Genomic DNA, 22,872 nt, shown 5'->3' with positions numbered 1-22,872 from the left:
TCGGAAGTCCCTCGGCTCGAGCCGGAATGCCCTCACTGCTACCCCTGGGGGGTATGTCTTGCTATCGTCGGTGACATGCAGTCAGTGATCCGACGCCGTCGTCCGGGCTTTGCCTCGGCGACCGGATTGTTGATCGCGCTGACGATCCTCGGGGTACTGCTGATGCATTCGGTGACGCCGACCACGTCGGCACAAAGCGAGCATGCGGCCATGGCGTCGGCGACCCACCACGAGGACCCGGTTCAGGTGGCAGTCGGTGAGCACGACTGCCCGTCGGCACATCAGATGATGCATCCGTGCGCGGGAACCACCGTGTCGTGGGCTGCGCTGTCGGTCCCGGTGACGAGCGTCGATGGCGTCCACTCGGTCATGTCGGAGGACGGTATCGGTGGGCGCGTCCATTCCATATCGGAGCGTGCGCCGCCGTGGACTCTGTGGGAGTTGGACAGATCGGTGACCTTGCGAGTGTGACAGGCAGCCCGGTGGACGCACGACCACCGGCGGATCGACATACCTAGATCCCTGTATTGCACACTCGTTCAAGGAGTTTCATATGCGTACAACACTCGTCGCTTCGCTGGCTGCCGCCACCGTGAGCGCATTCCTCGTCGCCGGCTGCAGTAGCGACACCACGTCGGATTCGTCGACGACGACTACCTCATCGGCTTCCGTTCAGGATTCGGCATCGGCATCGGCATCGGCATCGGCGGAGTTCAACGACGCCGACGTCATGTTCGCGCGGATGATGTACCCGCACCACGCGCAGGCCGTCGACATGGCTGAAATGGTTCAAGGTCGCACCGGCAATCCGGACGTCGTGGCACTGGCGTCGGCGATCCAAGCCGCGCAGCAACCGGAAATGGACCGGATGACGGCCTGGCTCGCCGAATGGGGTCAGCCCGCACCCCCGTCGGACATGGGCGAGATGAGCGGAATGGACCACAGCTCGGGTATGGGCATGATGTCCCAGCAGGACATGGACGCCCTGACCGGTCTGTCGGGCCCGGAGTTCGACCGTCAGTGGCTGACGATGATGATCGAGCATCACGAGGGCGCGATCGAGATGGCGAACAACGAGATTGCGGACGGCTCGAACCCCGACGCGCAGGAGATGGCCCGCACGATCGTGGCCACGCAGCAGCAGGAAATCGACACGATGCAGCGGATGCTCGGCTGATCCGTTGTCGGTACGTTGCCGGGCCGCACCCCAGACCGGGGTGCGGCCCGGCGGGGGACGGCTGCATGCCGTTGCCCTCGAGTACGCTGTGACGCGCGAGGAATTGTGTTCTGCGGGTCGGATCGAGGGAGAGTATCGACGATGTCACGTCCACGGGTCCTGGTCCTCGGCGGCGGCTTCGGCGGGTTGTATGCAACCCGCCGGCTGCACGGTTCGGATGTCGACATCACCGTTCTCGAACGAGGCACCTCTCACGTCTTTCAGCCGCTGCTCTATCAGTGCGCAACCGGCCTTCTCTCCGAGGGCTCGATCGCCAGCCCGTTGCGGCACCTGTTGCGCAAGCAGAAGAACGTGAAGGTGGCTCTCGGTGAAGCGACCTCGGTGACAACCGTGGGCGATGGCGGAGTGGTGACGGCGAGCCGCTTCGACGGGTCGACGTTCGAGTTGCCTTACGACTACCTCGTCGTCGCGGTCGGAATGCAGCAGGCCTATCACGGCCACGACGAATACGTGCAGTGGGCGCCGGGCATGAAGACCCTCGACGACGCCTTGGCGATCAGGCGAAAACTGATCTCGGCATTCGAGATGGCCGAGTCCCTGCCCACCCCCGAAGAGCGTCGCCCCTGGCTCACCTTCGCCGTCGCCGGTGGAGGGCCCACCGGAGTCGAATTGGCCGGGCAGATCAGGGAACTCGCCACCCGAGCGCTGGCGAAGGAATTCGATTCGATCCACCCGTCCGAAGCGCGCGTTCTGCTGTTCCACGGCGGTGACCGAGTGCTCGAATCGTTCCCCGACTCTCTGACGAAGAAGGCCCAGCGCACCCTCGACACGGTCGGAGTCGAAACGCATCTCGGCGTTCACGTCACCGACGTCACGGCCACCGACGTCGAGGTGACGGCCAAGGCCGAACCGAAGACCGTCACACGCCACGACACTCGCACCGTGCTGTGGACCGCAGGCGTCGAAGCGGTTCCGTTCGTGAAGAATCTGGCCGACGCCCTGGGCGTCGAACAGGACAGGTCCGGGCGGATCGCCGTGCAGCCCGACCTGTCCGTACCGGGTCACCGCAACGCGTTCGTCGTCGGCGACATCATGGCGTTGAACGGTCTCGCCGGTGTCGCCGAAGTGGCGATGCAGGGTGGACGGGCAGCGGGCGCGGCAATCGCAGCAGATGTATCCGGTTCTGCGCGTTCGGATTTCAAGTATCGAGACCTGGGCACTGCCGCCTACATCGCACGCGGACACGCACTGGTGCAGGCCGGGCCGCTGAAGATGTCGGGATTCCTGGGCTGGGTGTCGTGGGGCGTCATCCACATCGCATTCCTGGCCGGTAAGCGCAACCGAGCCGGGACACTGATCAACTGGGGCGCAACACTTCTCAGCGGAACACGACGTGAACGGGCAATCACCTACGGAGACCCGGAAACGGCGCGCAAACCGTACAACTGACCTGAGCGCCCACTATTGTCACCCTCGCACGGAATCCCGCTTCGAGGGCGAAATTGTGGACACTCAGATCAGTTGCCCGGCGGTGTCGACGGGGTCAGCCGATGCCGGGGATGTAACCGGGATAGACGAAGTGCCCTGGACCGCCGCCGGGGAGCAAGTGGCCAGTCGAACCCGGGTAGTCCATACTCAGCGGAATGAGCTTGTGCGGGTTGCCGTTCGAGTCGGCCTGCCAACAGGAGCCCAGCACGCCGTGGAATCCGGTGCAGACGATGCGAGTGCTGTTGCCGTAGGGCGAGGTCAGTCGATTCTCGCTGACGAAGGGATTCCAGTAGTCCGGGTCCTGAGGAGTCAGGAACACTCCGGTGACGTCCTGCGGAGCAGTCGGGCTCGGGTACGGCGGCGCGACGGGCCATTCGTCGGCGTTGGCGGTACCGACTCCAAGTGCGGCGGTACCTGCGACGACAGCAACCGTGACGGTGATACGACGAAACATGGCGCACTCCTGACGTTGGGTTCGCGTCGAATAGACCACACATGGCCGTCGATTGGGAAGCCCTCTTCTGCCCATCGGAGACGACTCGATCAATACCGTTGGGACTGTGTGCTATTGCGTGCTGCATCCCATCGCTGTCGGATTGCTCGTCGGATCGGCACGAGCGACACGCACGGTGGCGTCGACCATCGGTCCGCTCGTACCGTTCGCACTGACGCTGTTCTCTGTGTCGGCACCGGTACCGCCGCGGGTGTTCGGTTGGACGGATGGGACATCCGACGACTATGTGCCGCCCATTGTCTGGTTGTATTCGCCACTTCCCGTCGGCGTTGTCGTGGCGGTGATCGTCATCCTGGTGTGTCTCGTCCTCGGTTCGAGGGCCGAGCGCGAGCATCACGATCGCGTCTCGGATTCGTCCGGTCCATAACGCTCGGGACGTTTGCTCGAGGTAACGTCACCTCATCTTCGGCCGATGTAGAAACTCGACCGGTGTAACTCGACGAAAAGGTGAAACAGCGTGCCACGATCTCGACGACACGGCTTCCAGCGATTCGGTTCGGCTGCGGCCGTCGCCCTCGCAGTGGCGATTCTTCCGACCGCGCTGATGACGCCCGTCGCGTCCGCGGACGAACTGCCCGCCGCAACGACTCAGTCGAGCAACGGCTCGCGAATCGAATCGGTGAACACCCTCGACGGCCGCCAGGTTCAGCTCCAGGTGTACTCCGCGTCGATGAACCGCACCATTCCGGTCACGGTGCAGCGCCCCGCCGACGAGAGCGTGTCGCGTCCGGTGCTGTACCTGCTCAACGGTGCAGGTGGCGGCGAGGATGCGGCATCGTGGCAGTCGCAGACCGACGCCGAGGCCTTCCTGTCGGACAAGAACGCCTACATCGTGACTCCGCAGAAGGGCAAGTGGTCCTACTACACCGACTGGCTGCAGGACGATCCGAAGCTCGGCAGCAACAAGTGGAGCACCTTCCTCGGTGAAGAACTGCCTCCGCTGATCGACGCCCAGTTCGACACCAACGGTCGCCAGTCGCTGGCAGCGTTGTCCATGACGGGCACATCGGTTCTCAACATCGCGATCAAGTACCCGGGCAAGTTCACCGGCGTCGCGGCATACAGCGGTTGCGCGCAGACCTCGGACCCGATCGGTCAGCAGTTCGTCAAGCTCGTCGTCGAGACGTACGGCGGCGGAAACGTCGAGAACATGTGGGGCCCGCTCGACGGCCCCGTGTGGCGCGAGAACGATCCGCTGCTCAACGCAGAGAAGCTGCGCGGCACCCAGATCTACATGAGCACCGGCAGCGGACTGCCCGGCATCCCGAACGACACCTTCGCCAACCCGCGCCTGAAGAACGACCCGGCGACGCTCGCCAACCAGGTCATCGTCGGCGGCGGCATCGAGCTGGCCACCAACTTCTGCACGTCCAACCTGGCCAAGCGTCTCGACCAGCTGGGAATCCCGGCAACTGTCGACTTCCGTCCGGTCGGCAACCACTCCTGGGGCTACTGGCAGGACGACCTGCACAAGTCCTGGCCGTTCCTGGCAGGATCGCTCGGCATCTGATTCATCCTGATCGAAGACGGCCACCCGCACCTCGTGTGCGGGTGGCCGTTTCTCGTTGCGGGGACAGGTATGACTGCGTCCGAATCGAACGTATGATCGAACGATGGCACGACGCGCTCAACCTCGACCCGCGTCTGCCGTGCGTCCGTTCAAGATGCTCAGACCACCACTCAAGGTGTGGATCGATCTGAACGTCCTGTATCCGCTACCACCGCATCACGCGTCGAAGTTCAATCCGGAAGGCTTCGATGTTCGACGCGTGGTCCCGGGCGATCTGGTCGAATGGTCCATCACCGTCGACGGCGATTGGTTGGGTCGCGTCACCTACGAACTGATGTCGCGAGACCGGAGCGAAACCGTCACACACTGGGTGCCCAGCCGGGCGCTGAAACCGCTGTAGAACGAGCGAAAGCCCCGCCTGAAAACGAGGCGGGGCTTTCCGGGTGATCACCTTCAGAAGCTGTGCTTACGCGCCTTCTTGGCGAGCTTGCGGGTGGTGCGCTTCGACGGAACGAACAGGTGTGCAGCGCTGCGGCGACGGTTGCGTCGACGGATCAGCACGAATGCGACGGCACCGGCGGCGGCTGCGATGGCAGCGATGATCGGAGTGCCGACCTTCGCGGCCTCGGCCACATCCTCGCTGTCGATGTTGCGGACCGTGGTCTTCACGTCGTCGGCGACGGCGGAGGCCTTCTCGGCTGCCTTGTCGGCGACCTGGGAGGCCTTCTCCTTCACGTCGTCGACGTCGACGTTCTCGACCTTGTCCTGGACGGCGCTCTTGACGTCTGCGGCGGTGTCGGCTGCCTTGTCGGCGACGTCTGCAGCTGCGTGCTTGGCCTGCTTGGCAGCGCCGGCCGCGGAGTCGGCAACGCTCTCGGCGGCGTCGGAAACCTTGTCGGCAGCCTGCTGAGTGTTGGCCTTGGCCTGGTCGGTGGCCCCTTCGGCGCGAAGGCTGTCGTCACCGGTGGCCTCACCGGCCTTCTCCTTCGCAGTCCCGGCCAGTTCTTCTGCCTTGTGCTGAGCCTTGTCGATGAAGTCGGCCATCGGTATCCCTCTTTCGTGTAGGTCGTCTCCGGAATCCGGAGCGGTGACGTCGCGGACGACGCCGGTAAGTATGAGTCGAACTCGACGGTCCGAAACATACGTCCGACCACGGGTGTTTCGGGTCACTACGACGAGTAGCCGTATTTGTGCTGCTCGGCGTGCTGTGACTACTTCGTCGAACGCGGCCACCACGTTCGACGGCGTGCGCGCGTCGCACGTGCTGAGTAGGCCGTCGACAACGAGCGCCGGTCGAAGTCCAGTCCCGACCCTCTCGACGTGAGCAGGATCAGCGCGATGACTCCCGCAGCCCCGACCGCCACGGGAGTCATCGGCTACTGGTTCCGGTTGCGTTGGGCGTGCACCCAACGAAGAGAGTGCGGTTCATGACAGCTCCTGTCTGTGATGTGCTGAAGGCTGCCATTGACACCGCCACCAGTCAATGGCACATTATGTGATGTTAGTCGCGGTGTCGCTGCTCGGTCGGCGTCCGGGCGATGGTGTTCGGTGAGACAGCGAGGCGCGTCGATGAATGCAGATACCTGGCCCGAGGTCGACGGTTCGACCCACGACAACTTCAGGGATGTGCTCATCGTCGGTGCGGGTATTTCGGGAGTCGGAGCCGCGTATCGCTTGCAGGAGATGGCACCGGAGCTCAGCTACGCGATCCTCGAAGGGCGCGAGCGAGCAGGCGGTACCTGGGACCTGTTCCGGTACCCGGGAATTCGTTCGGACAGCGATATCTTCACGTTCTCGTTTCCGCACACGCCTTGGCCGGGAAACACTCTGCTTGCCCATGGCGAAGACATTCGTAACTACATCGTCGATACCGCTCACACCAACGGCATAGACGAGCGCACGCACTTCTCTACCTCCGTCGTTGCGGCGAACTGGGATTCGTCGACCGACCTATGGACCGTCGACACGCTGTCCGACGGCGTTCCGCGAACGTATCGAAGTCGATTCGTGTTCTTGTGTACCGGATACTTCGACTACTCGGGTGGGTACACCCCTGACCTTCCCGGGATGGAGAAGTTCACCGGGCAGGTGGTGCATCCCCAGCAGTGGCCGGAAGGTCTCGACCACACCGGTAAGCGGGTCGTTGTCATCGGAAGTGGCGCGACGGCAATCACTTTGGTGCCTTCGCTCGCGGTCGATGCTGCGTCGGTGACGATGCTGCAGCGTTCTCCCACGTACATTGCGTCCCTGCCGATGACCGACCCGTTCACCACGCTCACTCGGCGTGTACTGCCGGACACCCTGGCACACAGTGCGTTGCGGTGGCGCAATGCACTGTTGATGGTCGGCTCGTATCAGCTGTGTCGACGGGCACCCAAGACGGCCCGCAGGGTGTTCCGAGCAATGACGAAGGTGCAGCTCCCGCGTGGATACGACATCGACAAGCACTTCAAGCCGACGTATGCCCCGTGGGACCAGCGGCTGTGCGTCGTGCCCGACGGCGATCTCTTCAAGGCCATTCGCACCGGTCGAGCGACCGTGGTGACCGACCGGATAGCCGAGATCACCGCCGACGGGATTCGGTTGGAATCGGGTGACGAGATCCCCGCCGACATCATCGTCACCGCAACGGGGTTGAAGCTCCAGGCCTTCGGCGGAATCGCACTCTCGCTGGACGGTGAGCGACTCGAAGTGCACGACAAGTTCGTCTACAAGGGTCACATGCTCGAGGACGTACCCAACGTTGCATGGTCCATCGGGTACACGAATGCATCGTGGACGCTCAAGGCCGACATGACGGCGCAGGCAGTAGCCAAACTGTTGGTGTACATGCGGTCTCACGGCTACACCCATGCGATCCCGGACCGACAGGGCAAGGCCGTGGACTCTCGTCCGGTCGTCGACCTCGCCTCCGGATACGTCACGCGTTCCTTGAACGAGCTACCCAAATCGGGGACCGAACGTCCCTGGTCGGTGCGGCAGAACTACATTCTCGACCGGATCGACGCACGATTCGACGATCTGACGGAATCGATGACGTTCGGCCGAGCGGACAACGCCCGTGTGGCGGGGGCGGATATCGCGCCCGTATACCGCATCTGGCCGAGAAAGGTCGGCACGCAGTGACTTCCGACATCGACGGTCTGACCCTCGCGCACACCATCCGGGGTGAGGGCCCTACATTGGTGCTCATTCACGGCATCGTGCACAGACAACATGCGTGGGACAGTGTCGTCGACATACTGGCGCGGCATCGACGAGTGGTGACGGTGGACCTGCCCGGTCACGGCGCGTCACCGGACTTGCCCACCGAGGAATTCGACCTGGGTCCGTGGATCGTGGCCGAGTTGGAGCGATTTCTCGACTACGTTGCGGTGGACGGCGAGAAGCCGCACGTGGCCGGTAATTCGTTGGGTGGATACTTCGCGATGGAACTTGCTGCCCGCGGGTCGGTCGCCTCGGCGACCGCCCTGTCACCGGCCGGTTTCTTTCGCGGACACTGGGATCAGACTCGGGCGCTCTTCGTGTTCCGTCTGTTGCGGGCGTTGTCTCGAGTGATGAGCCCGATCGCACCGACCGTCATGCGTTCGGTCGTGGGACGCACGATCGCCAACGCTGTCTTCTACGCCAAGCCGTGGCGAGTTCCCGCGGCAACGGCCACGATCGACGCGCTCAGCATCACTACCAATCGTGCGATCGACGCGGCCGGAAACGCAGTGCCGCGCTTCAGCGTTCCGGTCGACGAGTCCGTTCCTGTCACCGTCGCGTGGGGACGCCGGGACCTGGTGTTGCCGGTGTATCAGGCACCGCTGGTGCGTCGAACGTTTCCGCAGGCAGAAGTTCGCACCTACTCGGGGCTCGGGCACGTTCCGATGTCGGACGATCCGGAGTTGGTGGCGTCGATTCTGCTGAGGGGATCACGAGCGGTACCGCAGTCGGCATGAGCGCGGTGGTCAAGGTGGACGGGCGAAGTGACCGGTGGCGCGACCACAGAATCACCCGGCGACGTGAACTGCTCGATCGAACACTGGCAGCGATTCGTGAGCATGGACACGACGTGGGTATGGATGCCATCGCCGCAGCGAACGGTGTCTCGAAAACCGTTCTGTACAAACACTTCGCGGACAAAAAGGGTCTCGCCGACGCTGCGATGGCTCGATACGTCGAGACTGCACTGGTGCCGCGGATCCAGGACGCGATGTCCGAGGACCTCGATGAGTATCACCTCACTCGCGCAGTGATTTCCGCCTACGTCACGACGGTTGCCACAGATCCCGAAATCTACATCTACGTCCATTCCAACAATGCAGTCAGCGGCAACCAGGACATCATCACCGTGTCCGAGGGACTGATCGCGGAGTTACTGTCCTCCGTCATCGCCGACCGATTCCGAGAGCGGGAGTTCTCCACGGGCGGTTCGATGCCCATCGCCTTTGCCATGATCGGCGCGGTGCGGTTGGCGTCGCACTGGTGGATGTTCGACCGGACCATGACGGTCGACGAGCTCATCGACTACCTCACCATGATGGTCTGGGGCGGTATCGCGGGCATAGCGCGCGCTGCGGGATCGGCCGCTATCTTCACCTCGGAGCCGCACACGTTGACGCTCGATAGCTGAGCGCCCTCCTCGACATCAGCGGTCGAACACCGCACGAACGCTCGTGGAATCGGGCACGGACTGGCAGGCCAGTCGGACGCCGTGCTGCAGTTCGTGTTCGTCGAGCGTCTCATTGGCGAGCATGGTCACGGTGCCCTCGGTGAGGGTGTAAGCACAACCGCCGCAGGTTCCTTCGCGGCATACGTACGGCGGGTCGAGACCCAACTCGAGAAGTCGGTCGAGCAGCTTGGTGTCTGCATTCCAAGCGAACTCGGTCTCCATTCCGTCGATCTCGACCTGAGCGGTGACGGAGTTCGCGCCCGGTTCGTCGGAAATCGTCGCCTCGCCGGGCCGAAACGGATTCGAGTCGAAGGAGGAGAACACCTCGCGATGGGTTCTGCGCGCCACCGTGCCGGTACGAGCGAGCCACTCCTCGGCGACGTTCATGTACTGCGCTGGGCCGCAAAGGAAGACCTCGCAATCGGCCGGAATGTTCGCACCCAGCGAAGCCAGTCCCGCAGCAGTGGGCAAGCCCGATTCCGAGGTGTACCAATGGTGAATGTTCAGTCGCTCGGGAAAGCGAGACCGCAGTTCGGTCAGTCGCTCTGCGAAGATGACCGAGTCGCGGTTCTGGTTGGCGTAGACGAGAGTGATCCGATTCTCGTGCTGCAACAGGGCGGTCTCGAGGATCGACATCATCGGGGTGATGCCACTGCCGGCGGCCAGCAGGACGAAATGGTCGTCCCAGCTCTCGGGTCCGAACATGCCCGACGGCTTCAATGCCTTGAGCCGCATCCCACGAACAGCGTTGTCGTGCAACCAATGTGATGCCTGACCGTCCTGAATGCGCTTGACAGTCACGGTGGGGAGTGGGCTGCGTACCGGAGAGCTCGAGAAGGAGTAGCAGCGGGCCACCGAGCCGCCGTCGGTGCAGGGAATCTCAAGGGTGACAAATTGCCCCGGCTCGTACCGAAAGTCTGCGTGTCGGTGCTCGGGAACCACAAAGCCGAGGGAGATCGCATCTTCGGTCTCGCGGGTCACCTCGGCGATCTCCAACTCGAAGATCCTGTCCTCGGGACCGATGGCAGACGCATCCAGTTCCGCCGGTGGATTACTCCTGAACATCGTCACGTGTGCTCGCTCCCTTGCGCTTTCGGTGTTGGACGCCACTGTCGCACACTTCGCCACCAAATAATAGGCCATTGACAAATGGCGAATAGCGGGTGAGGGTGATGGCGTGACTCCGACCACCGACGACGACTACCTGCCTCGCGGCGCTTTCAGGGCCGGGTCTCGGCGAACCCGTCTGGCTGCCTTGATGACTCGGCTGATTCTGCGTCCGATGACGAACCTGCTGCCGACCTCCCGCGGCGGCATCGAGTTCTCTCGACGCCTCGTCGCCACCTCGATGAACCTGTGCGGTCCGGTCCCGAAAGGAACGGCAGTGGACCTCGTGGCCGACGGCCCGGTTCGCGGTGAGTGGGTGCGAGCACCCGGCCTGTCGCCGGGACCACGCGTGATCCTCTACATCCACGGCAGTGCATACGTTATCTGCTCGGCGCGGACGCACCGTGGTCTCACCGCACGCTTGTCCAGGGCGACGAGCCTGCCGGTGTTCACGATCGACTACCGGCTCGCCCCGGAACACCCGTTTCCCGCCGCAGCCGACGACCTCGAAGCCGCGTACCGCTGGCTGCTGGACCAGGGGTACGACGCATCGAACATCGTCATCGCCGGGGACTCAGCCGGCGGACACCTGGCCGCCGACCTGATCATCGAGAACGACCGAACCGGGACGCCGCAGCCGGGAGCATTGGTGTTGTTCTCGCCGTTGATCGATCTCGACTTCGAGCTATCGGCGCGCATGGAACGCACGCGCAAGGACCCGATGATTTCAGCGAAGGCAGCGCGAGGACTCGTGGCGCTGTACACCGACGGCCACGATGCGGATCTCCCGCGTCTCCGGCTCGATCTCGGACGTGTGCGAGAGCTGCCACCGACGCTGATCCAGGTGGGCGGAGCCGAGATGCTCAGGGGCGATGCGCGACACCTGCACTCCATGATCGACGCGGCCGGCGGAGAGGCCGAACTCGAGATCTGGCCCGATCAGATGCACGTGTTCCACGCTCTCCCGAGGTTGATCCCCGAGGCCGACCGAGCACTAGAGCATGCAGCCGCTTTCATTGCTGATGCGCTCGAAAATCAAGCCCTACAACATGATTCGAAGGGACAGGTAAGTCGATGAGAAGCAAGACCGGAAGACCCTCGTACGGGTCGAGAGCGGTAGTGACCGGCGCAGGCAGCGGCATCGGCCGGGCGTTCGCACTGGAACTGGCTCGACGTGGAGGAGCCGTCATGTGCGCCGACATCTCCCTACCGCGGGCGCAGGAGACGGTGGCGATGGTGCAGGCTCTCGGCGCGATCGGCTTCGCCGTCGAGTGCGATGTGTCGATCCGCGAGAACGTCGAGGAACTGGCCCTGCGTGCGAGTATCGAATTCGACGGACCCACCACGGTGCTCATCAACAACGCAGGCGTCGGAATCGGCGGAAAGCCCGTCGGCAACATCGGTTTCGAGGACTGGAACTGGGCCTTGGGAATCAACCTCTGGGGCGTGATCCACGGCTGCGAAGTGTTCACGCCTGGGCTTCGGGCCGCCGGTGAGGGCGGGATCATCAACGTCGCGTCCGCCGCCGGCTTCGCCGCTGCGCCGCTGATGGGTCCGTACAACGTCGGCAAGGCCGCAGTGATGAGCCTGTCGGAAACGATGGCGGCGGAATTCTCTGGTACCAGTGTGCGGGTGTCGGTTCTGTGTCCCACGTTCGTCAAGACCAACGTTGCCGTCGACGGCCGGATCACCGCGAGTTCGTCCGGACTGGCCGAGTTCGCGATGCGCTGGACCGGACGGTCTCCCGACAAGATCGCTGCCCGAACGCTCGATGCATTCGACCGGGGCCGGCTCTACGTCGTGCCCCAGTTCGACGCCAAAGCCGTCTGGCGGTTCAAGAGATTGCTGCCCGCCGTGTACGTGCGCTTTCTCGGATTGCTCAATCGTGTGCTGCCCGCCGAGCAGCAGCAGCCGGCGAAGAACGAATCCCTCACCTCGACAACCACAGGAGCCTGACATGGCAATGGATTTCGAAGACATGTTGACCAAGATCAAGGACCGTCAGTGGGCATTGGCGGACATCGACTGGGACGGCCCGGGAGCCGAGACCATCAGCCCCGAACTGCACGCCAAACTCAAGCCCTTCATGTCCGATCTGATGTGGATCGAGAACGTGGGCGCTCGCGGCTTCGCGGCGATGGCGCTCAAGGCACCGAACGAGACTCTCGCGGAGATCTATCGCTACTTCCACGCGGAAGAGCAGAAGCACGCCAACGCCGAGCTCGCTCTCATGCGTCGTTGGGGCATGCTCGACGGTGACCGGATGCCCGAGCCGAACGTCAACGTCAAGCTCGTCATCGACTGGCTCGACAAGCATTCCGACGGGCTGTCTCTGACCGTGCTGGGCACCGTCATACCGATGCTCGAGGTGGCCCTGGACGGCGCGCTGGTGAAGTTCATCATGGACGAGATCGACGATCCGGTGTGTCAGGCCGTGTTCAAGAAGATCAACTCCGACGAATCTCGGCATCTGGCGGTCGATTTCGCGGTCATCGAATTGCTCGGGCATTCCCGGATGCGCAAGCTGGTGGTCGAGACCATCGGTGCTTGGATGAACCCGGCCCTCGTCGTCGGATTGCTGCGCTACATCCCACTGCTGAACAAGATGCGCGACAACATCGTCGAGATGGGTGTCGACGAGGAGCGGCTCTACACCGCGATGAAGCGATTCCGCAGTGTGGGGGAGCGTAGCCCCGAGGCGCTCCGCGTGCCGATGTATCGATTTGTGCAGTGGCACAGCAGCATTGTCATCAACCGCAAGCATCCATACCACCGCGTTGCGGACGGCCTGGTGAAGCTCACTCGCCGGTACCCGACCAAGACTCTCAATTCCGAGCCCACCTGGGCCAAGGAACTGACCTACGAGCCCGTCGCATGAGCGAGTTCGATGTGCGCGAAGGTGTGCTCGACGCCGTGATCGTCGGTGCGGGATTCGCCGGAATCGGTACCGCTATCCGACTGCGCAACAGTGGAATAGAGAATGTCGCGATCCTCGAACGCGGCAGCGCCGTCGGCGGAACCTGGCGCGACAACACCTACCCGGGCGCAGCCTGCGACATACCGTCGAGGCTGTATTCGTACAGTTTCGCGCCCAATCCCAACTGGTCGCACACCTACTCCGGTAGTGGTGAGATTCTCGACTACATCCACACGATGGTGCGTGAGTTCGACATCGGATCGCGTATTCGATTCGGACACAACGTAGTCGATATCATCTGGAACGAGGCGGCCGGGCATTGGCACGTGAGCATCGACGGGCGCCCCGATGTTCGGGCGCGCACGGTGGTGATGGCGTCGGGGCCGCTCGCCAATGCCAGCCTGCCGAACATTCGAGGCATCGATACCTACGAGGGACACAAGATCCACAGTGCACGGTGGGATCACGACTACGACTTCGAGGGTAAGAAGGTCGCGGTCGTGGGAACCGGGGCGAGCGCGGTACAGATCGTGCCCGAATTGGTGAAGATCGCCGATACGGTCAAGGTGTTCCAACGCACCCCGGGTTGGACCCTGCCCAGGATCAATCGAAAGGTGCAGGCAGGCACCAAGCGTCGATACGCCCGGTACCCGCAGACGCAGACCCTGGCGCGGTCGTTGTGGTTCTGGGGGCACGAGTCCGTTGCCCTCGGTGTCGTGTGGAAGACCCCGTTGACGCGCATCGTCGAACTGGTCGGGCGCGCGCATCTGCGTCAGCAGGTTCGCGATCCGTGGCTGCGGCGACAGCTGACACCTCGGTTCCGGGCCGGGTGCAAGCGATTGTTGATGACCAGCGACTACTACCCGGCCCTGCAGAAGCCGAACTGCACGTTGGTGACCTGGCCGATCGCGACGCTCTCACCCAAGGGCATTCGAACCGTGGAAGGCGTCGAGCATCAGTTCGACGCCATCGTCTTCGCGACCGGGTTCGACGTGTCCAACACCGGAACACCCATTCCGATCACCGGACGCGACAGCCGCGTGCTGGCCGACGAATGGAGCGCGGGAGCCAAGGCGTACAAGAGCATTGCGGTATCGGGGTACCCGAATATGTTCTTCACCTTCGGCCCGAACTCCGGCCCAGGACACAGCTCGGCATTGGTGTACATGGAGGCGCAGATCGGCTACATCGTCGAGGCGATCTCTCTGGTACTCGACGGAGATCTGCACAGCGCCGATGTGCGCCAGGACGTCCAGGATGCCTACAACGAGGACATGCAGCGCAAACTGGCGAAGACGACCTGGAATTCCGGTTGCAGCAGTTGGTATCTCACCGAGGACGGCTTCAACGCGACCATGTTCCCGGGTTTCGCCACCCAGTACGTCAACCAACTCAGAGGTGTCGAACAGGGCGATTTCACCATGGTTCCGCGCCGCGTCGACCTGCCGCAGGAACCGGCACAGGTCGTCGCCCACTCCTGAATCGCTCGAGAGCACGCTTGTCGTTTCGATGACGGTCGGATTCAGCTCTTCCTTCCGCCGCGTGGTCGACGTATATCCTGAGGGTCGACGCGCGGCGGAGGTAGGGAGCTCGGTGGAGTATCGAATCGACGACTTGGCCCGAGAGGCCAAGACGACCACTCGCAACGTGCGGGCGTACCAGGAACGCGGGCTGCTGCCGCCGCCCACGCTCCGAGGACGAGTAGGTATTTACAACGACGATCACCTGACTCGATTGAAGGTGATCGACTCGCTGCTTCAGCGGGGGTTCACCTCGGCGCACATAGCCGATTTTCTGTCGGGCTGGGAGCAGGGCAAAGACCTGGAAGAAATCCTGGGCCTGCAGGAAATCGTGACTCGCAAGTGGTCGTCGGCCGAGACCACGGTCATTCCCGTCGAACTGATTGCGCAATTTCTCGGTGAGGACAACGACGACATCGTTGCCCGACTGATCGAAGCGAAACTGATCAGAATCGACGGTGACCAGTGCGAGATTCTCGATCCGACCCTCCTCGAGGTGTTCGTCGACCTGAGTCAGTACGGCTTCACGTTGGAACGTCTGCTCGACCAGCACGAGCGGACCGCGTCGAAAATGAACGAAATCGCCGAGTCGATGGTCGGGAGCGTGACCGACCATCTGGCCGCGAAACACGGTCCAGGTTGGCTGCCCAAGTCCGGAGAGGTAGCCGAGACCACCGAGATGTTCGAGAAGATGCGCAGCCTTGCCATGAAATCGGCACAGGCAGAACTGGCGCGCGCACTGGACCGGGTACAGGAACGCGCCCTCGACGATTATCTGTCGGAGACTCTGTCGAAGCGCACGTGACGTGGTTTGAAGCCTGCCACAATCGGACATACCTGCCCTTCGACAGCCGAACGGCGGCTGACCGCCTAAGGGGGCACCAATGAGGTTCGTAACGTTGATCGTTCTGGTTTGGCTGATCATCGGCGCATTCGCGTCGTACCAGCGCGGAGACTTCGAGAATGCGCCCGAGAACTGTGCAGGTGCGGGCACAATCGCCCTCACCGTCGTTGCCGGTCCGCTCAACTACTTCGGAATCAACCCCGAGGTCACGGACTGCAACGTCACCGTGCCGCAGCCCAGCGAGTGATATGAGTCGCTGACCGCGCGCTCGCGGAGCGCCTTCCCTAACCTGGTGAGGTGTTCCGCGGACGCTGGTTGCTGTTTCTCGCCCTGGCGATCCCAGTTGTCCTGGTGTCGTCGGTAGGTGTCGGCGGCTACCTCGCGTTTACGAAAGCTCGGGTGGATCCGCTCGTTGCCGCCGACGCAATCGTGGTGCTCGGCGGCGAACACGACGGACGTGAGGCCTACGGCATTTCGCTCGCCCAACAAGGCCTGGCCACGACAGTGGTGCTGTCCGATCCCTACGGATCCAGCGATCCGACGATGAAGAAGGCCTGCGCGGCGTCCACGTCGCAGTTCGAGGTGTTGTGCATTCCGCCGTCGCCCTCGACCACCCGTGGCGAAGCCATGTTCACCGAAACCCTTGCCCGCGAACGCGGCTGGAACCACGTCATCGTCGTGACGTGGCGATACCACCTCCCGCGGGCTCGCTACATCTTCGATCAGTGCTTCGACGGAACCGTCACGATGCGTCCGACGCCTCGCGCGTACGACTTCTCACTCGTCGAATGGGAGTTCACGTACCTGTACCAAATCGCAGGGTTCGTCAAGGCCGGAGTGCAGGGCTCCTGCCAGGATTCGGAAAGCGACTGACCGGATTCGGTCACAGAATCTTGTGATAGAGCGTCACACCGGACTTCCACGCCAGGAACCCGAACATCACCGCGGCAATTCCACCCACCACGTTCGCGCCGAAGAACAGTGCTGCCGAGCGGTACCGACGATCTCGCGCAAGCCCGATCGTCGCCAGCGTTGTCCCCGCCAGCGGAGCCACCGACGCCAGAAACCCGACCGCCACCACGGAGCGAACAGCATTCGGCGGATCGAGTGCGAACACCAACCCCAGCGCGGCACACGCCACCAGATTCAGTGCCGTCGCCCGTCGCCTCGACCGGAGGGCGAACGAGAACACGAACTGGCCCAGAGCCGCGAGTCCGCCGCCGGCCGCCACCAGGATCAACGTCGTCACAGCGTCGGGCTCGTTCGTGCCGGTCTCGTGATCGCAGCCCCGACGGCCATCGCGATCAACGCGAACACCGGCGTCGCCACCAGATAGATCACCGAATTCCACGCCCCGCGATGGGTGACCGCCTGAAACGCATAGAGACCGAACGTCGTCAGACCGCACGCAAGACCGAACAGCCCGGCCCGAGTCACCGGAGCCCGACGACCGGACAGATACCCCAACGCAGCGCCGACGAGCAGACAGCCGAACACATTCACGCCGAACGTGGACAACAACTGCCACCGCGGCGTCGCCCGCCACGTCCACACCTCGTACCGAAGCGCCGCACCGACCGCGCCGCCCACAACGACCGCGACGTACTCCCCGAGCGAGCGACGACGCAGACCGCGACCGTCCATGGAATGCAGGCCCTCGATCACCTGGACGAGCCTAATGCGATCGATACCCCTCGGCTGAGTGAGCCGACGGCGGCAAACCAACCCGAAGCCGACCCTGAGGGGACTCAATGTCACGTTCGGTGGTCCGGAGTGGAGCCTGCGGAACGACCATCGACACTTTTCGGGGGTCAATGTCACGTTGAGTGGACTTTTCGGGGGTCGATGTCACGTCGAGTGGACTTCGGTGGCGGGGCGGGGGAGCGAGGTAAAGTCTTCGTGTGACTGCGGACGAATCGGGGCTCGGACCCCAGCATTTCGATGTGATTGTTGAATGGCGTGATCAGGATGTTGTTCTGTCGGTGTCGGGTGAGTTGGATTTGGTGACGGCTCCTGATCTGTCCGAGTCCGTGGCTCTGGTGCTCGAGAAGTCGCCGTCGGCTGTGGTCATCGATCTCAGTGATGTGGGTTTCCTCGCATCGGCAGGCATGTCGCTGTTGGCGTCGACGCATCAGCAACTGGGCGGTACTGCCGGGTTTGCCGTGGTGGCGGACGGTCCGGCGACGGGGCGTCCGTTGACTTTGGTCGGGCTCGACGAGGTGTTCGGCATCTATGCGACGGTCGACGAGGCGCTCGTTGCGATTCATGCGGGTAGATCCTGAAGTTTTGGGTAGACGGGATTCATGATGGCGACTCTCTTCGGAGGTGACGACTCACGTACCGACAGTTCGATCTCGACGGCAGGTGCGCGAATGGAAGAACTGCTGTTCACCGACGAGCCTGCCGATGCGGATCGAGCGTCGGAGCTTCGGCGTGAACTCGGTGACTGGTTGAACGAGTTGGGCGTCGACCCGGATCGCGCGTACGACGTCGTGTTGGCGACGTACGAGGCGATAGCGAACAGTGTCGAACATGCGTATCGCGATCACACCGACCGAGGAACCCTCGACATTCGAGTGTTGTGCGGTGCGCAGGGCCGGATCGATGTGAAGGTGACCGACCGCGGCGATTGGGCGACCCGCAATTCCGATCCCAACCGAGGTCGAGGCGTCCCACTGATGCGGGCGCTGGCCGATACTGCGGCGGTGACGTCGGACCAGAACGGCACCACGGTCCACATGATCTGGGACGCGATCGGTACCAGCTGATCGTTGCTGCACACTGACTACATGGTCGATGTGCAGATCGCGACAGCCGAGAAGAAGAAAATAACGGTACCCAACCTACGGGTGTTGTGGCAGTTCGTGCGGCCTCATCGGCGCACCCTGATCCTGGGCATGATGCTCGGCCTGATCGGTACCGGAACGGCGTTGGCTACGCCGATGGTCGCCAAGGGTGTGCTCGACGGACTCGGCACCGACGCGTCGCTGATCGTTCCCGTCGTCGTTCTGGTGGCCCTGTTGGTCGTCGGCTCGGCCGTTCTGTATTTGCAGTGGATCGTGCTCGGGGTGTTGGCCGAGCGGATCGTGCTCGACGCACGCAAGTCGATCGTGCGGAAGTATTTCGGTGCCACGGTCGGCAGCCTGAACACTCGGCCCACCGGTGAGTTGGTCACCCGCGTCACCTCGGACACGGTGCTGCTGCGTGAGGCGACATCGAATGCGCTGGTGGCCATAGTCAACAGCGTCGTGGGTCTGGTGGGCGCGTTGATCCTGATGGCGGTTCTGGATCTGGTGTTGCTGGGCGCGATCGCCGTGGCCATCGTGGCGATCGCAGTGTTGTTCGCCAGGCTGATGCCTCCGATCGCCATCGCGCAGAGGCAATCACAGGAAGCGATCGGACGACTCGGCGGCATTCTCGACGGCACCCTGCGGGCCATCCGAACGGTCAAGTCCAGCAGAGCCGAGACTCGCGAATCCGAACGCGTCATCGCGGAGGCGCGGACCTCCGCTCGGCACAGCGTGCACGCCGTCAAGATCTCGGCACTGGCGTGGACCTTTGCGGGCGGCGGCGTCCAATTGGCCATCATCGGCATTCTCGGCCTCGGGGGCTACCGCGTCAGCACCGGGGATCTGGCGGTATCCAGCTTGATCGCGTTTCTGCTCTACGCATTTCAGGTCATGAGCCCGGTCTCCACCCTCGCCACCAACATCACCGCGCTGCAGGCGGGTATGGCCGCGGCGGCGCGGATACGTCAGATCGACGACCTCGTCGTCGAAGTGGGAGAGGAAGGTACCCCCGCGCCGACCCGATCCGTTGACGACGCTGCTCCGGCGCTCGAATTCCGAAGTGTGACAGCGCGTTACGGTCCGGGACGAGAGCCGGCCGTGCGAGGAATCGACCTGGACGTCCCTGCGCGCGGCCACACAGCGATCGTCGGTCCCTCCGGTGCAGGCAAGACCAGCGTGTTCTCGCTGATCCTGCGGTTCCTGACGCCCGAGAGCGGCGAGATACGGCTCGGCGGAACGCCGTACAGCGAGCTCACGATCGACGAGGTGCGCTCTCGACTGTCCTACGTGGAGCAGGAGACGCCGGTGATCCCCGGTTCTGTGCGGGAGAACCTGTTGTTCAGTCACCCGGACGCCAGTGAGGGTGACATCTGGGCGGCGCTCGAGTCGGTGCACCTGGATTCGACCATCCGCGCTCTGGACGAGGGATTGGACACCGACCTGATCGGCTCGGCGGTGTCCGGTGGGCAGCGGCAACGAATCGCGTTGGCGCGAGCCATCGTTCGACGCCCACAGATCCTGCTGCTCGACGAGGCGACGGCTCAGGTCGACGGACGCACCGAGGCGGCGATCCACGAGGTGATCCGTTCCATCGCCGAGGATGCTGCCGTCGTCACCATCGCGCATCGGTTGTCCACCGTGCTCGACGCCGACACCATCCTGGTGATGGACGATGGGGTGGTACGCGCACGTGGAACGCATGCGGAGCTCATGGCGTCGGACGAGCTGTATCGAGAACTGGTGGCCGCGTTGAGAATCGGAGACAGCGCGCCCGATCTGACAGCGGGCCGTCCGTGAGATCTACCGGCCCGACTCGGTGGTCGTGGGCTCGTCGGTCGCGGGCTCGTCGGTCGAGTCCTCGTCGGTGGTGGTCGTGGTAGTTCGGTCCGACCGCTTGGTGGTTGTTCGGGGTGTCCGCGTCGTCGTCTGAGGCCGCTCCGGCGTCGTCGTCGGCGGCTTGGCGGTGGTCGGCACCGCGACCTGCCAGGTGGGCGACGGCGGAACCACGACGATCGCGGACGTCGGAGACGCCTGGACCGAACTGAGGGAGTCCGACTTCAGCGCAGGCGGCCTGACATCCTGGCTCGAATCGTCGAACGCGCCGCCGAGGGCACCGATGACCAGACCCACGGTGACGGCTACTCCGGCACTCGCCACTGCTGCCAACGCGATGACCTTGTCGCGCATGAACAGACCCTAACGCCGTGGCCGCACCCGGGTGGTCGGCAATGATGCGAGAACGTTACCGCAGCGTGCGAATTCGTGGTGGGTCGAAGGTTACGGCTGCGCCAGTCGGAGAACATTCGGCAACGATGCTGCGATCAGCTCGCCGGCTTCCTCGTACACGGACGGGTCGCGGCGGTACGGGTCGCCGATATCCAGCGTCTCGACGCTGTGGACAGCCCGCGCGTCGGCGAGGGCGGCAACCGATCGTGCGCCCGACGCCGCGGCCAGGCTCGACGCCTCGAGCAAGGTGAAGGTGCGAAGCATGTGCCGCGGCGACAGCGCGAGCACGGCGTCGCGATGCGACGCGGTCATCGTCAGAACGAGTTCGGCGTCGGCGGTGATCGCCGGAGTGAGGCGTCGAGCCACGAAGCCCTCGGGATCGCCGCCGAGTTGCGACAACACCAACGCTGCCGTCGGGTCCATCGCGTGCCCGGTCAGTCCCTGTGTCCCGGCACTGCTGGCGGTCAGCTCGAATCCGCCCTCACGGGCGAAGGCGACCGCAAGGCGCTCGGCAGTCGGAGATCGGCAGATGTTGCCGGTGCAGACGAACAGAACTCGCATGCCGCAACTGTAGTGGTGTGGCTGGGTGCCCCAGGGGGCACCTGAACGCACCACTGCGGCGTAGCCGCACCGACGCGCTACAGTGATCAATTGGGGGGATCGAGACTGGTTCGTGACATGAAGTCTCGGCGTGTGTTGACGGGGAAATCGACAAGAGGCAGGTAATGACCGAAGTTCTCGGTGTGTCGGTGGGGGCCAGCGCGGTGCGCATGGCTCGACCCGACCTGCGCCCTCAGGATTCGGGACGCCTCGACTTCCACCACGACACCGTCGACGCCTACTGGGACCGGGCCGAGGAACTGGCCGCTGAGTCCATCGGCGTGGTGCTCTCGCAACCGGGCAACGGCGGCCCAGTGCAGGCAACCGGCGTGGCGTATCGCGACCAGCAGCAGTTCGGTGAGATCCAGCAGGCCATGGCCGGTCAGCGGCTGTACAACTATCGACTGGTTCCCGAGGCTCGGGCTGCGCTGCAGTACCTCGAAGCGTCGGGCGAGCTGGGGCATTTCGGCACCATCGCGTTGTACGACCTGGGCAGTTCGGGTCTGACGATCAGCGTGATCGACCGCGGTACAGGCCAAGTTCTGCTGGCAGAACGCACCATCGACATCAGCGGCGACGACTTCGATCGCCTGATCGCCGACAACCAGTTGGCCAAGCAGGGCGTCGACATCGCCGACAACCAAGAACTGAGCGCGTTCACCGCGCGGTGCCGGGTCGCCAAGGAACAATTGTCGACCAGCGGCGCTGTATGTCTTCCGGGCGACGGCGGTGTCATCCTGATCTCCCGCGAGGCATTCGAGTCTCTGGTAACCGTCCCGATCGAGTACTCCGCTCGCCTGGTTCGTGACGTCATCGGGCGTTCTCCCAAGCATGTCGACGCGCTGTTCCTGATCGGCGGCGGTGCCCGAATACCGCTGGTCGGAGCGATACTCGATGCCTGGGTCGGGTTACCCGTCGTCACTCCGGCAGACCCCGAATCGGTTGCGGCCCGTGGAGCGGCACTGCTCGCCACACCGGTCGCCGAGGCTCCGCACCAGCCGGTTCCCCAACCGAATGCGCAGTCCAACCCTCAGCCGAATTCACAGTCGGGCGGGCGACAGTCCGCGGCCGACCCGGCATCGCTGACCGGTGCACCCGATTGGTTGACCCCGGAACCCCACTCCGACAAGCCAGCGGATTCGAAGCGCAAGGTGCGCGGTGCCGTGCTGGTCGCGGGTGGTCTCGTCGCGGTCGCCGCCCTCGGCCTGTCTCTCGGATACGGGGGTGGGTCGCCGGCCCCGACCAGTGCACCGGCAGATTCACCGGTGCCGATCACCGCAGGTCCCACGACGACCCGGGTCACCCCGACGCCGACGACGCCACCGCCGACCACAACGCCGCCGCCCACGTCCGAGCCCGTTCAGGCTCCGGCTCAGACGTATTCCGAGCCCGAGTACGTGCCGCCCGCGGCACCGGCTCCTGCACCTGCCCCGGCACCGCTGATTCCCGGTCTGCCGCAGATCCAGCTCCCGCAGATACAGCTGCCGCCGCCTCCGGTCATTCAGCTTCCGCGCTTCTAGCCG

At 63.8% G+C, this 22,872-nt stretch carries 28 protein-coding genes; 20 read left to right on the top strand and 8 right to left on the bottom strand.

Features of this window, described 5'->3' with window-relative positions; all coding sequences use genetic code 11:
- Positions 1-75 precede the first annotated feature (75 nt).
- The 3 genes from CH281_RS22945 (at position 76) to CH281_RS22935 (ending at position 2,626) form a co-directional block, all read left to right on the top strand.
- Positions 76-471, top strand: a complete 396-nt coding sequence (locus CH281_RS22945; RefSeq protein ID WP_057473555.1) for a DUF6153 family protein — start codon at positions 76-78, stop codon at positions 469-471.
- 82 nt (positions 472-553) lie between these two features.
- A complete protein-coding gene (locus tag CH281_RS22940; RefSeq protein ID WP_057473556.1) occupies positions 554-1,177 on the top strand; it encodes a DUF305 domain-containing protein in 624 nt (207 codons plus the stop codon).
- Positions 1,178-1,318: 141 nt separating this feature from the next.
- Complete coding sequence (locus tag CH281_RS22935; RefSeq protein WP_094695586.1) at positions 1,319-2,626, top strand: NAD(P)/FAD-dependent oxidoreductase; 1,308 nt, start codon at positions 1,319-1,321, stop codon at positions 2,624-2,626.
- Between the two features lie 94 nt (positions 2,627-2,720).
- Here CH281_RS22935 and CH281_RS22930 read toward each other — a convergent pair whose 3' ends face one another.
- Positions 2,721-3,119, bottom strand: a complete 399-nt coding sequence (locus CH281_RS22930) for a hypothetical protein (RefSeq protein ID WP_094695585.1) — start codon at positions 3,117-3,119, stop codon at positions 2,721-2,723.
- Between the two features lie 118 nt (positions 3,120-3,237).
- Here CH281_RS22930 and CH281_RS22925 point away from each other — a divergent pair, with 118 nt between their 5' ends.
- The 3 genes from CH281_RS22925 to CH281_RS22915 all read left to right on the top strand — a co-directional run bounded on the left by CH281_RS22925 (position 3,238) and on the right by CH281_RS22915 (position 5,089).
- The gene (locus CH281_RS22925; RefSeq protein ID WP_094695584.1) at positions 3,238-3,546 is read left to right on the top strand and encodes a hypothetical protein; all 309 of its coding nucleotides are present in this window, start codon (positions 3,238-3,240) and stop codon (positions 3,544-3,546) included.
- Between the two features lie 177 nt (positions 3,547-3,723).
- Positions 3,724-4,689 carry an alpha/beta hydrolase gene (locus CH281_RS22920; RefSeq protein WP_205914390.1) on the top strand — a complete coding sequence of 322 codons (966 nt, stop codon included), beginning with the start codon at positions 3,724-3,726 and terminating at the stop codon, positions 4,687-4,689.
- A 103-nt stretch (positions 4,690-4,792) separates the two neighbouring features.
- Positions 4,793-5,089: a hypothetical protein gene (locus CH281_RS22915; protein ID WP_027495602.1), complete on the top strand. Its 297-nt coding sequence runs from the start codon at positions 4,793-4,795 to the stop codon at positions 5,087-5,089.
- 53 nt (positions 5,090-5,142) lie between these two features.
- Here the strand turns inward: CH281_RS22915 and CH281_RS27580 are convergent, their stop codons facing one another.
- Together CH281_RS27580 and CH281_RS27005 are read right to left on the bottom strand one after the other, a co-directional pair.
- Positions 5,143-5,733 carry a CsbD family protein gene (locus CH281_RS27580; RefSeq protein ID WP_063216602.1) on the bottom strand — a complete coding sequence of 197 codons (591 nt, stop codon included), beginning with the start codon at positions 5,731-5,733 and terminating at the stop codon, positions 5,143-5,145.
- A 167-nt stretch (positions 5,734-5,900) separates the two neighbouring features.
- Positions 5,901-6,062 carry a hypothetical protein gene (locus CH281_RS27005; protein WP_155291285.1) on the bottom strand — a complete coding sequence of 54 codons (162 nt, stop codon included), beginning with the start codon at positions 6,060-6,062 and terminating at the stop codon, positions 5,901-5,903.
- Between the two features lie 196 nt (positions 6,063-6,258).
- Between CH281_RS27005 and CH281_RS22905 the strand changes: the two genes are divergently transcribed.
- From CH281_RS22905 to CH281_RS22895, 3 genes are read left to right on the top strand one after another with little or no spacing between them, the layout of a single operon-like run.
- Positions 6,259-7,815 carry a flavin-containing monooxygenase gene (locus CH281_RS22905; RefSeq protein WP_052066843.1) on the top strand — a complete coding sequence of 519 codons (1,557 nt, stop codon included), beginning with the start codon at positions 6,259-6,261 and terminating at the stop codon, positions 7,813-7,815.
- Positions 7,812-8,633 (top strand): alpha/beta fold hydrolase, encoded by an 822-nt coding sequence (locus CH281_RS22900; protein ID WP_373453894.1) that lies wholly within the window; start codon positions 7,812-7,814, stop codon positions 8,631-8,633. Before CH281_RS22905 ends, CH281_RS22900 begins: the two co-directional genes overlap by 4 nt.
- Complete coding sequence (locus CH281_RS22895; protein WP_051365015.1) at positions 8,630-9,307, top strand: TetR/AcrR family transcriptional regulator; 678 nt, start codon at positions 8,630-8,632, stop codon at positions 9,305-9,307. The genes CH281_RS22900 and CH281_RS22895 overlap by 4 nt, the downstream gene beginning before the upstream one ends.
- 15 nt (positions 9,308-9,322) lie before the next feature.
- On the opposite strand, the gene CH281_RS22890 is transcribed toward CH281_RS22895, so the two are convergent.
- Positions 9,323-10,411 (bottom strand): ferredoxin--NADP reductase, encoded by a 1,089-nt coding sequence (locus tag CH281_RS22890; RefSeq protein ID WP_094695780.1) that lies wholly within the window; start codon positions 10,409-10,411, stop codon positions 9,323-9,325.
- Positions 10,412-10,523: 112 nt separating this feature from the next.
- Here CH281_RS22890 and CH281_RS22885 point away from each other — a divergent pair, with 112 nt between their 5' ends.
- From CH281_RS22885 to CH281_RS22855, 7 genes are all read left to right on the top strand, one after another.
- Entirely contained in the window at positions 10,524-11,531 is a 1,008-nt protein-coding gene (locus tag CH281_RS22885; RefSeq protein WP_235579994.1) for an alpha/beta hydrolase, read from the top strand.
- A complete protein-coding gene (locus CH281_RS22880) occupies positions 11,528-12,409 on the top strand; it encodes an SDR family NAD(P)-dependent oxidoreductase (protein WP_094695583.1) in 882 nt (293 codons plus the stop codon). Before CH281_RS22885 ends, CH281_RS22880 begins: the two co-directional genes overlap by 4 nt.
- A 1-nt stretch (position 12,410) precedes the next feature.
- The gene (locus CH281_RS22875; protein WP_094695582.1) at positions 12,411-13,331 is read left to right on the top strand and encodes a reductase; all 921 of its coding nucleotides are present in this window, start codon (positions 12,411-12,413) and stop codon (positions 13,329-13,331) included.
- Complete coding sequence (locus CH281_RS22870; protein WP_094695581.1) at positions 13,328-14,851, top strand: flavin-containing monooxygenase; 1,524 nt, start codon at positions 13,328-13,330, stop codon at positions 14,849-14,851. Before CH281_RS22875 ends, CH281_RS22870 begins: the two co-directional genes overlap by 4 nt.
- Positions 14,852-14,963: 112 nt before the next feature.
- Positions 14,964-15,695: a MerR family transcriptional regulator gene (locus tag CH281_RS22865; protein WP_027495610.1), complete on the top strand. Its 732-nt coding sequence runs from the start codon at positions 14,964-14,966 to the stop codon at positions 15,693-15,695.
- A gap of 79 nt (positions 15,696-15,774) precedes the next feature.
- Positions 15,775-15,981, top strand: a complete 207-nt coding sequence (locus CH281_RS22860; RefSeq protein ID WP_027495611.1) for a hypothetical protein — start codon at positions 15,775-15,777, stop codon at positions 15,979-15,981.
- Between the two features lie 50 nt (positions 15,982-16,031).
- The gene (locus CH281_RS22855; protein WP_032392264.1) at positions 16,032-16,607 is read left to right on the top strand and encodes a YdcF family protein; all 576 of its coding nucleotides are present in this window, start codon (positions 16,032-16,034) and stop codon (positions 16,605-16,607) included.
- Between the two features lie 10 nt (positions 16,608-16,617).
- Here the strand turns inward: CH281_RS22855 and CH281_RS22850 are convergent, their stop codons facing one another.
- Together CH281_RS22850 and CH281_RS22845 are read right to left on the bottom strand one after the other, a co-directional pair.
- The gene (locus CH281_RS22850) at positions 16,618-16,983 is read right to left on the bottom strand and encodes a CrcB family protein (RefSeq protein WP_032389785.1); all 366 of its coding nucleotides are present in this window, start codon (positions 16,981-16,983) and stop codon (positions 16,618-16,620) included.
- Entirely contained in the window at positions 16,980-17,399 is a 420-nt protein-coding gene (locus CH281_RS22845; RefSeq protein WP_255032514.1) for a FluC/FEX family fluoride channel, read from the bottom strand. Before CH281_RS22845 ends, CH281_RS22850 begins: the two co-directional genes overlap by 4 nt.
- Before the next feature lie 281 nt (positions 17,400-17,680).
- Between CH281_RS22845 and CH281_RS22840 the strand changes: the two genes are divergently transcribed.
- From CH281_RS22840 to CH281_RS22830, 3 genes are read left to right on the top strand one after another with little or no spacing between them, the layout of a single operon-like run.
- Positions 17,681-18,016 carry an STAS domain-containing protein gene (locus CH281_RS22840; RefSeq protein ID WP_027495615.1) on the top strand — a complete coding sequence of 112 codons (336 nt, stop codon included), beginning with the start codon at positions 17,681-17,683 and terminating at the stop codon, positions 18,014-18,016.
- Positions 18,017-18,037: 21 nt separating this feature from the next.
- Positions 18,038-18,502 (top strand): ATP-binding protein, encoded by a 465-nt coding sequence (locus CH281_RS22835; RefSeq protein WP_027495616.1) that lies wholly within the window; start codon positions 18,038-18,040, stop codon positions 18,500-18,502.
- A gap of 21 nt (positions 18,503-18,523) precedes the next feature.
- Complete coding sequence (locus CH281_RS22830; RefSeq protein WP_094695580.1) at positions 18,524-20,320, top strand: ABC transporter ATP-binding protein; 1,797 nt, start codon at positions 18,524-18,526, stop codon at positions 20,318-20,320.
- 3 nt (positions 20,321-20,323) lie between these two features.
- Here the strand turns inward: CH281_RS22830 and CH281_RS22825 are convergent, their stop codons facing one another.
- Both CH281_RS22825 and CH281_RS22820 read right to left on the bottom strand, forming a co-directional pair.
- Positions 20,324-20,710, bottom strand: a complete 387-nt coding sequence (locus CH281_RS22825; RefSeq protein WP_027495618.1) for a hypothetical protein — start codon at positions 20,708-20,710, stop codon at positions 20,324-20,326.
- A gap of 90 nt (positions 20,711-20,800) precedes the next feature.
- Complete coding sequence (locus CH281_RS22820; protein WP_094695579.1) at positions 20,801-21,310, bottom strand: arsenate reductase/protein-tyrosine-phosphatase family protein; 510 nt, start codon at positions 21,308-21,310, stop codon at positions 20,801-20,803.
- Positions 21,311-21,474: 164 nt separating this feature from the next.
- On the opposite strand from CH281_RS22820, the gene CH281_RS22815 reads away from it, so the two are divergent.
- Positions 21,475-22,869 carry an Hsp70 family protein gene (locus tag CH281_RS22815; RefSeq protein WP_094695578.1) on the top strand — a complete coding sequence of 465 codons (1,395 nt, stop codon included), beginning with the start codon at positions 21,475-21,477 and terminating at the stop codon, positions 22,867-22,869.
- Positions 22,870-22,872: the final 3 nt, after the last annotated feature.

The organism is Rhodococcus sp. 06-221-2 (assembly GCF_002258365.1).
GTDB classification, from domain to species: domain Bacteria; phylum Actinomycetota; class Actinomycetes; order Mycobacteriales; family Mycobacteriaceae; genus Rhodococcoides; species Rhodococcoides fascians.
The sequence above is the reverse complement of the archived record's forward strand: the minus strand, read 5'-3'. Positions and strand labels throughout refer to the sequence as shown.

Coding starts and splice junctions, on each gene's coding strand:
- CH281_RS22945 (WP_057473555.1), top strand. CDS start 76: ATGCAGTCAGTGATCCGACGCCGTCGTCCGGGCTTTGCCTCGGCGACC.
- CH281_RS22940 (WP_057473556.1), top strand. CDS start 554: ATGCGTACAACACTCGTCGCTTCGCTGGCTGCCGCCACCGTGAGCGCA.
- CH281_RS22935 (WP_094695586.1), top strand. CDS start 1,319: ATGTCACGTCCACGGGTCCTGGTCCTCGGCGGCGGCTTCGGCGGGTTG.
- CH281_RS22930 (WP_094695585.1), bottom strand. CDS start 3,119: ATGTTTCGTCGTATCACCGTCACGGTTGCTGTCGTCGCAGGTACCGCC.
- CH281_RS22920 (WP_205914390.1), top strand. CDS start 3,724: ATGACGCCCGTCGCGTCCGCGGACGAACTGCCCGCCGCAACGACTCAG.
- CH281_RS22915 (WP_027495602.1), top strand. CDS start 4,793: ATGGCACGACGCGCTCAACCTCGACCCGCGTCTGCCGTGCGTCCGTTC.
- CH281_RS27580 (WP_063216602.1), bottom strand. CDS start 5,733: ATGGCCGACTTCATCGACAAGGCTCAGCACAAGGCAGAAGAACTGGCC.
- CH281_RS27005 (WP_155291285.1), bottom strand. CDS start 6,062: ATGACTCCCGTGGCGGTCGGGGCTGCGGGAGTCATCGCGCTGATCCTG.
- CH281_RS22905 (WP_052066843.1), top strand. CDS start 6,259: ATGAATGCAGATACCTGGCCCGAGGTCGACGGTTCGACCCACGACAAC.
- CH281_RS22895 (WP_051365015.1), top strand. CDS start 8,630: ATGAGCGCGGTGGTCAAGGTGGACGGGCGAAGTGACCGGTGGCGCGAC.
- CH281_RS22890 (WP_094695780.1), bottom strand. CDS start 10,411: ATGTTCAGGAGTAATCCACCGGCGGAACTGGATGCGTCTGCCATCGGT.
- CH281_RS22880 (WP_094695583.1), top strand. CDS start 11,528: ATGAGAAGCAAGACCGGAAGACCCTCGTACGGGTCGAGAGCGGTAGTG.
- CH281_RS22875 (WP_094695582.1), top strand. CDS start 12,411: ATGGCAATGGATTTCGAAGACATGTTGACCAAGATCAAGGACCGTCAG.
- CH281_RS22870 (WP_094695581.1), top strand. CDS start 13,328: ATGAGCGAGTTCGATGTGCGCGAAGGTGTGCTCGACGCCGTGATCGTC.
- CH281_RS22860 (WP_027495611.1), top strand. CDS start 15,775: ATGAGGTTCGTAACGTTGATCGTTCTGGTTTGGCTGATCATCGGCGCA.
- CH281_RS22835 (WP_027495616.1), top strand. CDS start 18,038: ATGATGGCGACTCTCTTCGGAGGTGACGACTCACGTACCGACAGTTCG.
- CH281_RS22830 (WP_094695580.1), top strand. CDS start 18,524: ATGGTCGATGTGCAGATCGCGACAGCCGAGAAGAAGAAAATAACGGTA.
- CH281_RS22825 (WP_027495618.1), bottom strand. CDS start 20,710: ATGCGCGACAAGGTCATCGCGTTGGCAGCAGTGGCGAGTGCCGGAGTA.
- CH281_RS22820 (WP_094695579.1), bottom strand. CDS start 21,310: ATGCGAGTTCTGTTCGTCTGCACCGGCAACATCTGCCGATCTCCGACT.
- CH281_RS22815 (WP_094695578.1), top strand. CDS start 21,475: ATGACCGAAGTTCTCGGTGTGTCGGTGGGGGCCAGCGCGGTGCGCATG.